Here is a 14,647-nt window from a genome sequence, read left to right as displayed (position 1 = left end):
CTTATGAAAAAATACTCGCGTGCCACAGCAAACACGACCACTAAAACAGCGTAGTATAACCTATCTATTCGTTTCTCATCATCGTTAGCAGACCAAACTCGTACAATTCTGCCTGCTTCTTCACCAGTATGGGGCACTTTGTATATAATAATACACCTGTTTCTAAATAACATATGCAAGAAGAAACTTATATGTATAGCTATCAGTCTGACACAACCCAATTTCTGAATAAATACTTAAATGAACACCCTGAGGAAGCTCAGGCTCAGATCCAGCATCGCGGCTTGCTGTGGGATGTTCAGCTAAATCCCGAAGATGAAGCAAATTTTGCTGCCGCCAAACTGCCAAAAAAAGGCTATACCTATTTAACCGAATAATCTCCTGCCGACCTGTCATGAGTCAACGAGCTGGTGTGAATAGTCCTGCGCTTAATACTTATCTGGCGGAGGTAAATCCCCAAGAGCACCCTTTACTGGCACAACTGCGTGCTGAAACAGCTCAGCACCGCAAAGGAAATATGAGTATTGCGCCCGAGCAGGCGCAGTTGATGACATGGTTAGCAACGCTGATACAAGCACGCCATTATCTTGAAATCGGTGTTTTTACCGGCTACAGCAGCACTGCCATGGCACTGGCTTTGCCGGAAAACGGTCATATAACTGCCTGTGATATTAATGTCACTTACACCGATATCGCCCGCCGTTACTGGCAAGAAGCCAATGTCAGTCACAAAATACAGCTCTATTTACAACCAGCCTTGATAACGTTGGATAAACTGATTGCGGCAGGACAAAGCAATCAATATGACATAGCTTTGATTGATGCCGATAAACCGCCAACACCTTACTATTATGAACGCTGCCTGCAATTGGTTCGCTCTGGCGGCATTATTGCCATAGATAATGTACTGCTGCATGGGCGTGTGGCTCAACCTGCAACCACGCACGAACCAGAAAGCGTTCAGATTATGCGTTCATTTAATGCCAGCCTGAAACATGATTCGCGTGTGCAGCCACTAACCATCCCTCTGGGTGATGGCCTGACCTTGATGCAGAAAAAATAATAACAATCACCTAGAGGAGAGCAACACCAAATGTTCTTATTTAATTATCGTTATCTATTGCTGGCTGCACTGACTATGATAACCATCAGCTCATGCAGTACCATGAGTACCTCCTCTGCCCCTGAAAATACAACTAATTCAGAGGCGCCTGCACCGTATACCCTTCAGACAGCAGACCAATTGAGCCAAATGAAAACTCAGATAATGAGTCTGCAAAGTCAGGTAACCAGCCTACAAAATCAATTAAATGATTTACGCCAGCAACAATCAACTCTATCGCGTTATTTAAATGTACATATTCAGCCTGCTCGGGTGAATCCAATAAAAAATACTGGCAATAGCGATAATACCGATGAAGCCCGACGCCTCTACAACGCCGGACTATATGCTCAGAGTATCAGACTTTTAAAAAATGCAGATAGCGGCAGCAATGGCAGCAAGCTGGCACAGGAGCGCATGTGGTTGCTACTACAAAGCCATATGCGTCTAAATAATTGCGAATCGGTTATTAATATCGGCAAACGCTTCAGCAATTTGTTTCCACAAAATAGCCAAACGCCCAATGCCCTATATCAGGTGGCACAATGCCAGACACATTTACAGCAGCAGGATATTGCCCGTACCACCTATCAACGCATTATCAGTAACTATCCCACTAGTAATGCAGCAAATAAAGCCAAGCATCAACTGAAAAAATAATTTACAAACAGAAGAGCAAAACATGAATACTCCTCAAATCGGCATCATCATGGGCAGTAACAGCGATTATCCGGTAATGCAGCAAGCAGAACAGTTTTTACAACAATTCAGCATTCCTTATGAAATAAAAGTTGTTTCTGCACACCGCACCCCAGATTTAATGTTTGAATATGCCGAAAATGCACGCTCCAGAGGACTCAAAGCCATTATTGCTGGTGCCGGTGGTGCGGCGCATTTGCCCGGCATGGTAGCTGCGAAAACCACGCTGCCTGTACTGGGTGTACCGATTCCAAGCAAATATCTGCATGGCGAGGATTCCTTGATGTCTATTGTACAAATGCCGAAAGGGGTACCGGTAGCCACCTTTGCCATCGGCGAGGCCGGTGCAGCCAATGCAGCATTATTTGCCATTGCAATGCTGGCAAACAACAATCCCCAGCTAGCTCAGAAACTCACGGCATTTCGAGAAAATCAAAGACAAAATGTTTTAGCGATGAATTTACCCAGTCAGCCAGCCTGATAAATCAGGAATTGGCCTGCACCTCATGCTAAGTAGCGTTTATTTTATTCCACACAATTTGCATCTTTAACATACTTTTTATGATAATAATCGCTTAATACTGTCCATAGCTGCTGTTGCTAAGCCATAAGAGTGAGAAAATTAGCAACAGTAGCTTTTTAGTATCAGCTACCTACCAGTCTATAAATACAAAAGCGGTAGCCGCACCATAGCAGCAACCGCTATTAATCTGCAAAACCATTATTTTTCGGTACGCAAATCCTTCCGCAGAATTTTGCCTACCGCTGATTTAGGCAGTTCTTCACAAAATTCGATGTCCTTCGGTACTTTATATCCCGTCAGATTCTGGCGACAGTATGCAATAATTTGCTCACGTGTCAGTGCAGGGTCACGCTTAACCACAAATAATTTTATCGCCTCACCTGTTTTCTCATTTGGCACACCGATACAGGCTGCTTCCAATACCTCTGGCATAGCAGCTACTATTTCTTCAATTTCATTCGGATAAACATTAAATCCCGATACCAAAATCATGTCTTTTTTACGGTCAACCAAACGTACATAACCCTTGGCATCGATTTCTGCCATATCACCGGTGGCGACAAAGCCACGGCTATCCAATACTTTGGCCGTTTCCTCAGGGCGGTTCCAGTAGCCCTTCATTACCTGTGGTCCTTGTACCCACAACTCTCCTACTTCACCTATACCCAGTACTTTACCGTTGTCATCTCGAATTTCAATATCTGTATTGGATACTGGTAAACCGGCTGTGCCCGTGTATTCAGGATTATTTAACGGATTGGCACACACGCCTGGGCTGGCCTCAGTCAGACCATAGGCATCGATAATTGGCACCCCTGTAATCGCTTTCCATTCCTGCGCCACATTTTTTTGTGTCGCCATCCCGCCACCCAAAACAAGCTTCCATGATGAAAAATCAATTTTTTTGAATTCTTCATTATGAATCAGAGCATTGAATAGCGTATTTACCCCGCTCATTACCGTGACACGATTACTTTGGAGTACTTTAACCAGCGCATTGATATCACGCGGATTGGTAATCAGAATATTTTTAGAGCCGGCATTGGCAAATATCATGATATTCACTGTGAGCGAAAAAATATGATAAAGCGGAAGCGGTGTTACTACCACTTCCTGCCCCGGTACCAGATTGGCCTTAATCCACTCTGATGCTTGCTGCATATTAGCAACAATATTTCCATGAGTCAGCATTGCACCTTTGGATATACCTGTTGTTCCACCCGTATACTGCAATAAGGCCAAATCCTCCAGCCCAAGCGGCACTGGTGTAAAGCGCTGCTTTTTACCCAATGCCAGCGCTTGCGGAAAAGTAATGGATTGCGGAATATGAAATGGTTTCACCTTTTTTTTGACTTTGCGCAGCATGAAATTCACCAGCGTGCCCTTCAGCCAGCCCAACATATCTCCCATACTGGCGACAATCACCTGTTTTAGTGATGTCTGCTCCAGCACTTTTTCCACCGTATGTGCAAAATTTTCCAGCACAATAATGGCCGTCGCACCTGAATCAATTAGCTGATGCGCCAGTTCACGCGGTGTATACAGAGGATTGACATTTACAACTACACCGCCAGCCTGCAATACACCGAACACGGCCACTGGATACTGCAACACATTCGGCATCATAATTGCCACGCGCTCACCCTTTTGCAGCTTAAGCACATTCTGCAAATAAGATGTAAACTGATTCACCAAAGTCGCAGTCTGCGTATACGTAAGAGTGGTACCCATATTAGAAAAACTCGGCTGCGGTCCGAACTTCTTCACACTGGTGTGCAGCACGTCAATAATCGACGAATAAGCACGAACATCCACTTCTGCGCGCACCCCTTCCTGATAACTTTGTAACCAGATTTTTTCCATTATCTTTTTTCCTTTGCAACAATGCGCCTGATTTAATGTGAAGTAAGGGAACATCAGTCAAAACAGACTGTAAAGAAAACATCAAATCAGTACGACTGCATCATTGCTAGCAAGATGATTGCCCGATTATAGGCAATCGGTTGAAATTAAATTAATTATTATTAATACTGTGGCTATCGGTATCGCTGATAATACCACCACCCAAACACATTTCGCCAGCATACAGGACGGCTGACTGGCCTGGTGTCACAGCCCATTGCGGTTCATCAAATACAAGCTCGGCACTGCCGTTATCAAGATAGCGCAAAGTAGCGGAAGCATCCGGCATGCGGTAACGCGTTTTCACTCCGTAGCGACCTTCAGCCGGCTGCTCAGGCGTTGTAAAACTTAGATCGTGCATAATCAGGCTACGGCTGAATAGACGCGGATGATTATGCCCCTGTACTACCAAAAGTTCATTTCTTTTCAGATTTTTTCCAGCCACAAACCATGGTTCGCCATCACCGCCGATGCCTAGCCCTTTACGCTGACCCAACGTGTAATACATCAGACCTTCATGTTCACCTACCACTTTTCCTTCCGGTGTGACCATTGCACCCGGATTGGTAGGTAAATATCGTTGTAAAAACTGCCGGAACGGCCGTTCTCCGATAAAACAGATACCTGTGCTGTCTTTTTTTGCTGCTGTAGGCAACTGTGCCTGCTCCGCTAAACGGCGTACTTCAGTTTTTTCAAGTTCACCTAACGGAAATAATGCTCGTTGTAGCTGATAAGGCTGGAGACGATATAGAAAATAGCTCTGGTCTTTGTTTTGGTCGAGCCCTTTAAGCAGATAATGCACACCATCGCGCACCTCTTTGCGGGCATAATGACCAGTAGCAATTACATCAGCACCACCTGCCAGAGCATGGTCCAGAAAACATTTGAATTTAATTTCCGCATTGCATAGCACATCCGGATTTGGTGTGCGCCCTGCCTGATATTCCTGTAGAAAGTAGGCAAAGACATTATCTTTATACTCGCTGGCAAAATTGACAATGTCTATATCCATACCAATCACATCGGCCACTGTAACAGCGTCAAGTGAGTCCTGCTTGATGGAGCAATACTCGTCATCGTTATCGTCTTCCCAGTTTTGCATGAAAACACCGCGCACATCATAACCGCCCTGTTTGAGCAGCAAGGCAGTCACCGATGAATCCACACCACCAGACATTCCAACAACAATACGTTGAGATAAATCAGCTTTTGTATTCATTTACATTTATCCAAAATCGGCGCCGATTTTGCCACAGCCGGAGCATAGCGACAACTTACAGGCAGCATTGATACTGCATAAGGCTCGCTAACCGCCAGCATAAACACACAATACACTGCAATAAACATTAATGTGTTTACACAAGCAAACATCAATTTGAATAGGAACAAAATAAAAAACACAGGCTGTCATCACTGCGTAATCTGCCTTAAGCAAATCAATCACAATCCCGACAGCCTGTGCAAATGCAAATCAGACTCAATTCTGATGCAGGCGGTGCAATACTTCATCCCGCCCCAGTAAAGCCAATACCTGATCAATCGACGGCGTTTTGCCAGTACCACAGACTGCCAGCCGCAATGGCATACCTAATTTACCCATTTTAATATTTTCTGCTTCACAGAATGGCGCAAACAAGGCATGTATACTTTCCGCATCCCACTGTGGTAGCTTTTCCAGCTCAGCGGCAAAACGCTGCATTCGTAACGGTGCATCCATATCCCAGTGTTTGGCCACTTCTTTTTCGCTCGGTGTGGCTTTAACATAAAAATAGCTACATTCTGAGGCTAGCTGATTCAAATCCTGTGCTCGTTCCTTTACCAAAGCTATTACATCGGTCAAAGCCGGCTGTTCAGTCACCGCAATGCCCTGCTGTTCTAATCGTGGGCGTACCAGTTCAGCCAGACGTGTATCATTACTGGCTTTGATGTGCTGAGCATTCAGCCACAGCAGCTTTTCATGGTCGAAACGGCTGGCAGACGGGCTGACATCTTTTAAATCAAACCATTGCACAAATTGAGCCATCGTGAAAAATTCGTCATCACCATGCCCCCAGCCCAAGCGTGCCAGATAATTCAACAGAGCTTCCGGCAGAATACCCTGTTTATCATAATCCACCACACTAACTGCATCACGGCGCTTACTCATTTTCGCGCCTTTTTCATTCAAAATCATTGGCAGATGTGCATATTGCGGCAGCGTGGCTCCCATTGCACGCAGAATATTAATCTGTTTAGGAGTGTTATTAACGTGATCATCACCACGAATAACCTGCGTAATCCCCATATCATAATCATCTACCACCACACAGAAATTATAGGTAGGGGTACCATCGGCGCGGGCAATAATCAGGTCATCTAAATCTTGATTTGCTATAGCAATATGGCCTTTGACCAAATCATCCCATGCCGTTTCACCAGTCAGCGGCATTTTAAAACGCACTACCGGCTGCACACCCTCTGGTATTGGAGGTAGAGTTTTACCCTCGTCGGGACGCCAGCGCCGGTCGTACCAGAAATGTTCGCCACGTGCTTCTGCTTCCTGCCGCATCGCTTCCAACTCTTCACGGCTGGTGTAGTCATAATAGGCATGGCCAGAAGCCAGTAGCTCACGCAATACTTCAGCATAGCGGTCAAAACGCTGCGTCTGATAAAACGGGCCTTCATCATAGTCCAGACCTACCCAGTGCATCCCATCCAAAATTGCCTGCACCGATTCAGCAGTAGAGCGTTCCAAATCAGTGTCTTCAATGCGTAACACAAATTTACCCTGATGTTTACGCGCAAATGCCCATGAAAACAAAGCCGTGCGCACACCGCCAATATGTAGAAAACCGGTAGGACTGGGAGCAAAACGAGTACGTATCATGATAACCATTTCAGACGCAGAAAAACCGCTATTGTACGCGTAAGCCAGCCTGAACAAAACCCGTTCATGCTATGCTTGCTATTGCTACCCATAAGCTTTGGAAAGGCGGAATCTTTATGACAACACCGAAACATCTGGCTGTTTACTACACTGGCGGCACCATCGGCATGCAGTCCACTCCTGCCGGATTAGCGCCGGCAAACGATCTGCCGCGTCTGGCCGCCCCCATCTTTCAGGAATTTAGTGAAGAAGTACATTGTGATTGGTTTATCAGCGACCCCTTGATTGATTCGTCGGCCATTACCTTGAGCAACTGGCAACATTGTTTAGAATGGATAGACAGCACAGCCACAGATTATGATGGTTTGCTGATTCTGCATGGTACTGATACCATGGCTTATACTGCCAATATCATCGCACAGGCACGGCCACAGCTAGGTATTCCTCTTATCTTGACTGGCGCCATGCTGCCACTAGCAGCTGATAACAGCGATGCCCCACTAAATCTGCGCACAGCATTGGCCGCGTTTAGCTTACGCGATTTTAATCAGACCGCTATCGCATTCAACGGACAGCTCTGGCCAGCAGTTGGCAGTGTAAAAATCAGTACCGAGCGGCCGGAGGCTTTTGCCAACCCACAATTTGGCACACTGGCACAATGGTCGGCTACCGAAGGTTGGTTTAACACTAACCTTCCAGCCACACCCCCCTCTACTGCACCAGCAAGCTACCTCATTAGCAACACCGTTCGAATCCATTGTTTTACCCTTACACCGGGAGCCAATCTAGACATGATTAGCGCCAGCCTAAATCAAAACGCGCCGGACGGAGTGGTACTGCAAAGCTACGGCAATGGCAATACACCAACTGATGCAAGCTTTCTGGCAGCCATTCGCCGCATCAGTCAACAATCCATACCGGTATTAAATATCAGCCAAGTTTTGCAAGGCAACGCCTCCGCAGTTTATGCCCAAGGACATGAACTGCGCGCTGCTGGTGTGATTAATGGCGGTAAATGCAATCTGGAAACCGCTGTAGCCATTCTGACTCTCGCTGCTAGCAATCATTGGAGTAAAGAAAAAATTGAAAATCTGTTAGAAGAGCAACAGCTGATTTAACCGGTTCTACCATAATGCAGGATAATCTGTCGAAACCAACTTGTTATCCTGCATATCCCGATATACTCAAAAAAATATTATTTTTGTTTTTATCTTAATAACATTATTAATTAAAAAATTTTTTTGATTAACAAATAAAATCCTCAATTTTCATTTTCATGTATTTCCACTATTACCTGCATCCTATTTGAAATATTGTTTATCAAGCATTTATATTCACTATTTAATTTATTTATTAACAATTTCTCTGATCGCGCTTTACATATTAAACAGCCTTTGGGTACCAGCTTTTACAATGTATCAGCCGATATGTGATATAACACTTTTATTTCAGTATAGATAAATTAAGCGTGGAAGAAAAAAATAGTTTAAAACAAAAGGCCTATATTATTCTTGGTTCTTTTCTGGTGGCCGCATTCATTATTGGTATTGCCGGTGCGCTACAGGCACCCACTCTCAGCCGTTATCTGGCGAAAGAAGTGCAAGCTAACCCCTATCAGATCGGCCTATTTTATTCAGTCAATGCCATTGCTGGTATTGTTGTGAGTTTTCTTCTGGCGCAGTATTCAGATAATAAAGGTATCCGCCGCAATATTATTTTATTCTGTTGTCTGATGGGCATCGGCAACTGTATTACCTTCGCCTTTTCACGCCACTACCTATTGCTTATCTCTGTGGGTATCTTTTTTTCCGCATTCACGTCAGCTGCAATGCCGCAGATTTTTGCTTCAGCACGCGAATATACCGACCATACCGGACGTAATGTCGTGGTATTCAACGGCATTCTCCGCGCACAGTTATCATTAGCATGGGTTATCGGACCGCCCTTATCCTTTACATTGGCAGTTAAATATGGTTTTACCGCCATGTATCTGAGTGCAGCGGCTATGTTCTTGGTTGCCCTCCTAATTATTTTTATGTTTTTTCCTGCTATCAGACGTTCTGCTCCAGCCAGCAAATCTTCAGAACCAAAAGAAAAAATATTTCGCAACCGCAACGTAATGTTTTTATTTATCGCTTCAATCTGCATGGGCACAGCCAATATGATGTATTTAATTGACATGCCGCTGTATCTGAACCAGATTTTGCCATCCGCCCCATCCCTGCCCGGACATTTGATGGGCGTAGCCGCAGCCATTGAAATTCCGGCCATGCTGGTGGCTAGCATGCTGGTACCACGTTTTGGAAATAAAAACCTAATTTGCTTTGCCGTAATATGTGGCATCATTTTCTATATAGGCATGATTATCAGTCAGAAAGAATGGATACTGATTGCGCTACAACTATTCAATGGCCTGTTTATCGGTATTGTAGCCAGTATTGGACTGATTTATTTTCAGGACCTGCTGCCAGGGCGGACGGGAGTAGCTTCAACACTATTTAATAACTGTATTTCGTGCAGCATCATTCTGGCCGGTATGTTGCAAGGCACCGCTTCAGCCAATTTTGGCCATCATTTAATTTATATCCTTGCTTTAATCATGGTATCGGTTTCCCTGATTTTCAGTCTAATAATTACCAATCCGGTACATAAAAAAACCAAACACTTAAAAAATTGATTCACACATCCTGAGCCATTTCTGGCCATCTTTCAGGCTGAACTAAACGGTTCAGCTTTTTTTACAGCATATACCTAAACTCAGATTTCTGTATGGCGAGCGCCCACCAAAAAAAGAATATATGCATAAATTAAGCAATTAAATAACCATATCAAATTAGTTTGCAATACTAATTACCAACATTAATACAGATAAAATTATATAATTCCACTCATTCAGCATTTAAAACCATAATTTTTGCACATGCATCTTTCGGTTGCATTGACAGTGCAAATTTAATCCCGTAACTTAACAGAAAAATCCAAATCTTTTTTTGGTTGAATAAATACAGTCAGTTAATGACATAGTTACATCGCATTACCATACATTCAGTATGCGAAAACACCAGCTCAGGCCGGTCTACATTTTTCTGGAGAGAATTTTATGAATCAAACAAGCAACGTGCGTCAGCGCCAGCTGGCTGCCGCCCCGCGTGGCGTCGGCTTTATGTGTGACTTTTATATTGATCACGCTAAAAATGCCGAATTTTGGACACCTGAAGGCAAACGTTATATTGATTTTGCCGGTGGCATCGGCGTACTCAATACCGGTCACCTACACCCTAAAGTTCAACAGGCTGTGGCCGACCAGTTGCAGAAATTTTCTCATACCTGCTTTAATACCGTGCCGTATGAGCTGTATGCCAAAGTCGCCGAAAAAATCAATGCACGTGCGCCCATCTCCGGCGATAAACGTACAATGTTTGTTACTTCCGGTGCCGAAGCAGTAGAAAACGCCATCAAAATTGCCCGGGCCTATACCAAACGGCGCGGCGTCATTGCTTTCAATGGTGCTTTTCATGGCCGTACCAATCTAACCATGGCTTTAACCGGTAAAATTGCCCCTTATAAAGTTGATTTCGGGCCATTTCCAGCCGACATCGTTCATGCGCCCTTTCCCAACGCTTTACATGGCGTGAGCATAGAGGATGCCCTTCATGGTCTGCATAATATTTTTAAATGCCATCTGGCCGCCAGCGACGTTGCAGCCATCATCATCGAAGTAGTACAAGGTGAAGGAGGCTTCAATGTTACCCCAAATGAATTCCTGCGCGCTTTACGACAGCTGGCAGATGAACACGGCATTGTGCTGATTTTTGATGAAATCCAATCTGGTTTTGCACGTAGCGGCAAGCTGTTCGCCACAGAATGGACAGGTGTTGAACCCGATTTAATGACTATTGCCAAATCTCTGGCCGGTGGATTTCCCTTATCCGGCGTAGTAGGCAAAGAAGTTATTATGAACGCACCGGTAGTCGGTGGTCTGGGTGGTACCTATGCAGGCAGCCCGCTGGGTCTGGCTGCGGCTGATGCTGTGATCGATGTGATTGAAACCGAAAAATTGTGTGAACGCGCCACAGTGCTGGGCAACCGTTTAAAGGAACGCTTCAACAGTCTGAAACAAACGATACCAGAAATTGCCGAAGTACGCGGCCCCGGCTCCATGGTTGCACTGGAACTAGTGAAAGCAGGCACGTCCGAACCCAATGCCGAAATGACCAAAAAAGTTCAGCAGTTAGCACTTGAAAACGGACTGATGATTCTCACCTGCGGCCAGTACTATAACGTCATCCGCTGCCTGTACCCGCTCACCATTGAAGACAATGTATTTGATGAAGCACTAAACATACTTGAAGCAGCCGTGCGTCAGGCTCAATAATAACTACTCAGCAAGCTGCCGGTGCTCACCGCATATTTGGCAGCCTGTAATGTCTGATACAGTTAATTTGGAAAAAAAATTATGCAACTGCATGATCCTGCACTTTTAAAAACCCAATGTCTGATAAATGGCCAATGGGTAAATGCTGATAACAGCGCTGTTATTTCCGTTATCAATCCGGCCAACGGACACAATCTGGCCGATGTACCACGCATGGGCGCCGCAGAAGCAAAACGTGCCGTCGCCGCGGCACAGGCTGCCTTGAAACCATGGCAGGCTAAATCAGCCAAAGAACGCAGTAATCTGCTGCGCCGCTGGTTTGAGCTGATGATGCAGCATCAGGAAGATTTAGGCATTATCCTAACCTCAGAACAAGGCAAACCTTTAGCCGAAGCCAAAGGTGAAATTGCCTATGGTGCATCTTATCTAGAATGGTATGCCGAGGAGGCTAAACGCATTTACGGCGACACCATACCAGCACCATCCAACGACAAACGCATTATGGTACTCAAGCAGCCGATAGGTGTGTGTGCCGCGATTACCCCGTGGAACTTTCCCAATGCCATGATTACGCGCAAAATTGCGCCGGCGCTGGCTGCTGGGTGTACTTTTGTTATCCGTCCTGCATCACAAACCCCGCTCTCTGCACTGGCTATTGCCGAACTAGCTCAACGTGCTGGTATTCCAGCCGGCGTAGTGAATGTTATCACTGGCAGCTCAAGTGAAATCGGCAAAGTACTTACCGAAGACGAACGGGTGAAAAAATTCAGCTTCACCGGTTCCACCGAAGTAGGCCGCAAACTGATTGCGCAATGTGCCGGCACCGTGAAAAAAGTTTCCATGGAGCTGGGCGGCAATGCACCATTTATCGTATTTAACGATGCCGATATCGATGCCGCCGTTGAAGGCGCAATGATTTCCAAATTCCGAAATGCCGGCCAGACTTGTGTCTGTGCCAACCGCTTATACGTACAAAGCGCAGTTTACGATGAGTTTGTCAGCAAACTGGCACAGGCCATCGCTAAACTGAAAATCGGCAATGGGCTAGAACAAGATGTCACTGTCGGCCCCTTGATTGACGCCAGTGCTGTAAACAAGGTTCAAGAACACATTGCTGACGCAGTAAGCAAAGGTGCAGAAATTGTAACCGGAGGTACTTCAGACCATCACGGCGAACTCTTCTTTCAGCCCACCCTGCTGAAAAATGTGACACAAGAAATGAAAGTGGCACGTGAAGAAACCTTCGGTCCGTTGGCACCGGTATTCCGCTTCGACAACGAAGAAGAAGTGGTCAGCTGGGCAAACGATACAGAATTCGGACTGGCCAGCTATTTTTACAGTCGAGACATCGGCCGTATCATTCGTGTCAGCGAAAATCTGGATTATGGCATGGTAGCCATCAATACCGGCCTGTTGTCGAATGAAGCTGCTCCATTTGGTGGCGTCAAACAATCAGGCCTTGGACGTGAAGGATCCAAATACGGCATTGAAGATTACCTAGAAATCAAATACATATTACTGGCCGGTATCGATCAGTAAATTCTGAATCTGCGGCAGCATCCTTTCATGCTGCCGCATTCCCCGCTGCAATTATAAAAATCCTGAATGCTTTGCATCAATCAGGAAGACTTTTTGCGGGCTGCAATTGACTTAATTAGTCTGTCTGGCACTGATTCTTTTAGAGGAGAAAACATTGAGTACATCATCAACATTAAAAAATGGACTGAAATCCCGTCACTTGACCATGATATCTATAGCTGGCGTAATTGGTGGCGCCCTTTTTATCGGTTCGGGTTCAGTAATTTTTCATACCGGTCCGGCTGCCATATTGGCTTATGCTGCTGGTGGTCTATTGGTGATGCTGATTATGCGAATGCTCGGTGAAATGGCCGTAGCTCATCCTGACAGTGGCTCTTTTTCCACATATGCCGATATTGCCATCGGCCGCTGGGCTGGATTCAGTATTGGCTGGCTTTACTGGTATTTTTGGGCTCTACTAATGGGCTGGGAAGCTTACGTAGCCGGTAAAATTCTTAACAACTGGTTTCCGCTGATACCCATTTGGGGCTACATGCTGGCAGTAACCATCGCATTAGTCATCATCAATCTAATGGATGTTAAAAATTACGGCGAATTTGAATTCTGGTTCGCCCTTATCAAAGTAGTCGCAATTGTTTTATTTCTGATTATAGGCAGTCTGGCCATCATGCATTTATGGCCATGGGGACAGGCAGATGCACAAGGATGGTCGCATTTAACCGGTCAGGGCTTTATGCCCAATGGCATCTCATCGGTGGTTACCGCACTGCTTGGGGTTATGTTTGCTTATATAGGAGCTGAAATCGTTACTGTTGCCGCTGCTGAATCCAGCCATCCAGCAACAGAAATCCGCAAAGCAACCAAATCCGTAGTCTGGCGCATTATTCTGTTTTATGTAGGTTCAATTTTTATCACCGTGTGCCTGATTCAATACAACGACCCACATCTGAAGGATGCCACTTGGGGCACATACAGCGTGGTACTTACTTCTCTCGGTATTCCACAGGCACGCCACATTGTTAACTTTGTTGTACTCACATCCGTACTCAGTTGTTTTAATTCCGCTCTATACACCTGCTCACGCATGCTCTATTCATTAGCCAAACGCGGCGATGCCCATCAAATAATGGCCTATACTTCAAAAAATGGCAGCCCACAAATTGGCGTATTAGTATCCTGTGTCTTTACCTTACTGGCCGTATACCTTACCGCTACAGCTAAAATGAATGTTTACGACGTATTGATGACCGCTACCGGCACCATTGCTCTGTATGTCTATCTGGCTATTAGCTTCTCACAATTATTTTTACGCAAAAAACTGGAAAAGCAGGGTAAAACCATTAATTTTAAAATGTGGTGCTTTCCTTGGCTCACCTATTTGGTTATCGCTCTGATCATTGCATCCATCATCACCATGATATTCGAAGGTACCTATAAATATGAAGTAATTTACACCAGTATATTGGCTGCCGTTATCCTGCTGATGGGCATGTTGGCTCAGGTATTCAAAATCGGCAGCCAAAAACTGTATTGAATAAATCAAATGCAACATAGCCTTGCATAGGATTTCATAATCCGAAAAATATTGATACAGCTTAACCAGACTAAATATATTGTGAATTTATTTACCATCACCAGCTG

The 14,647-nt window shown here is 45.1% G+C and carries 12 protein-coding genes; 9 read left to right on the top strand and 3 right to left on the bottom strand.

The features are described from left to right. Window positions 1-191: 191 nt before the first annotated feature. The 4 genes from ABU615_RS09800 to purE are packed head-to-tail and all read left to right on the top strand — an operon-like array spanning window position 192 to window position 2,282. A complete protein-coding gene (locus tag ABU615_RS09800) occupies window positions 192-377 on the top strand; it encodes a DUF3460 family protein (protein WP_367490556.1) in 186 nt (61 codons plus the stop codon). Between the two features lie 17 nt (window positions 378-394). Beyond that, window positions 395-1,063 (top strand): class I SAM-dependent methyltransferase, encoded by a 669-nt coding sequence (locus ABU615_RS09795; protein WP_370388928.1) that lies wholly within the window; start codon window positions 395-397, stop codon window positions 1,061-1,063. A gap of 30 nt (window positions 1,064-1,093) precedes the next feature. Continuing rightward, the gene (locus ABU615_RS09790) at window positions 1,094-1,762 is read left to right on the top strand and encodes a tetratricopeptide repeat protein (protein WP_370388927.1); all 669 of its coding nucleotides are present in this window, start codon (window positions 1,094-1,096) and stop codon (window positions 1,760-1,762) included. A 22-nt stretch (window positions 1,763-1,784) separates the two neighbouring features. Next, complete coding sequence (gene purE / locus ABU615_RS09785) at window positions 1,785-2,282, top strand: 5-(carboxyamino)imidazole ribonucleotide mutase (RefSeq protein WP_370388926.1); 498 nt, start codon at window positions 1,785-1,787, stop codon at window positions 2,280-2,282. A gap of 240 nt (window positions 2,283-2,522) precedes the next feature. On the opposite strand, the gene ABU615_RS09780 is transcribed toward purE, so the two are convergent. From ABU615_RS09780 to gltX, 3 genes are all read right to left on the bottom strand, one after another. Then, window positions 2,523-4,187: an AMP-binding protein gene (locus ABU615_RS09780; protein WP_370388925.1), complete on the bottom strand. Its 1,665-nt coding sequence runs from the start codon at window positions 4,185-4,187 to the stop codon at window positions 2,523-2,525. A 151-nt stretch (window positions 4,188-4,338) separates the two neighbouring features. Continuing rightward, window positions 4,339-5,445, bottom strand: a complete 1,107-nt coding sequence (gene mnmA / locus ABU615_RS09775; RefSeq protein WP_370388924.1) for a tRNA 2-thiouridine(34) synthase MnmA — start codon at window positions 5,443-5,445, stop codon at window positions 4,339-4,341. A 258-nt stretch (window positions 5,446-5,703) separates the two neighbouring features. Next, window positions 5,704-7,095 carry a glutamate--tRNA ligase gene (gene gltX, locus ABU615_RS09770; protein ID WP_367490565.1) on the bottom strand — a complete coding sequence of 464 codons (1,392 nt, stop codon included), beginning with the start codon at window positions 7,093-7,095 and terminating at the stop codon, window positions 5,704-5,706. A gap of 113 nt (window positions 7,096-7,208) precedes the next feature. Between gltX and ABU615_RS09765 the strand changes: the two genes are divergently transcribed. The 5 genes from ABU615_RS09765 (at window position 7,209) to ABU615_RS09745 (ending at window position 14,540) form a co-directional block, all read left to right on the top strand. Further along, on the top strand, window positions 7,209-8,210 hold the full coding sequence (locus tag ABU615_RS09765) for an asparaginase (protein WP_370388923.1): 1,002 nt from the start codon (window positions 7,209-7,211) through the stop codon (window positions 8,208-8,210). 350 nt (window positions 8,211-8,560) lie between these two features. Next, a complete protein-coding gene (locus ABU615_RS09760) occupies window positions 8,561-9,769 on the top strand; it encodes a sugar efflux transporter (RefSeq protein WP_267403752.1) in 1,209 nt (402 codons plus the stop codon). Between the two features lie 423 nt (window positions 9,770-10,192). Then, complete coding sequence (gene gabT / locus ABU615_RS09755) at window positions 10,193-11,467, top strand: 4-aminobutyrate--2-oxoglutarate transaminase (protein WP_367489002.1); 1,275 nt, start codon at window positions 10,193-10,195, stop codon at window positions 11,465-11,467. An 81-nt stretch (window positions 11,468-11,548) separates the two neighbouring features. Beyond that, entirely contained in the window at window positions 11,549-13,006 is a 1,458-nt protein-coding gene (locus tag ABU615_RS09750; protein ID WP_370388922.1) for an NAD-dependent succinate-semialdehyde dehydrogenase, read from the top strand. A 154-nt stretch (window positions 13,007-13,160) separates the two neighbouring features. After that, the gene (locus tag ABU615_RS09745; protein WP_370388921.1) at window positions 13,161-14,540 is read left to right on the top strand and encodes an amino acid permease; all 1,380 of its coding nucleotides are present in this window, start codon (window positions 13,161-13,163) and stop codon (window positions 14,538-14,540) included. The last annotated feature ends 107 nt before the right edge of the window (window positions 14,541-14,647 follow it).

The organism is Snodgrassella alvi (assembly GCF_040741455.2).
GTDB lineage: Bacteria > Pseudomonadota > Gammaproteobacteria > Burkholderiales > Neisseriaceae > Snodgrassella > Snodgrassella alvi_E.
This window is presented reverse-complemented; position numbering and strand designations above follow the sequence as displayed.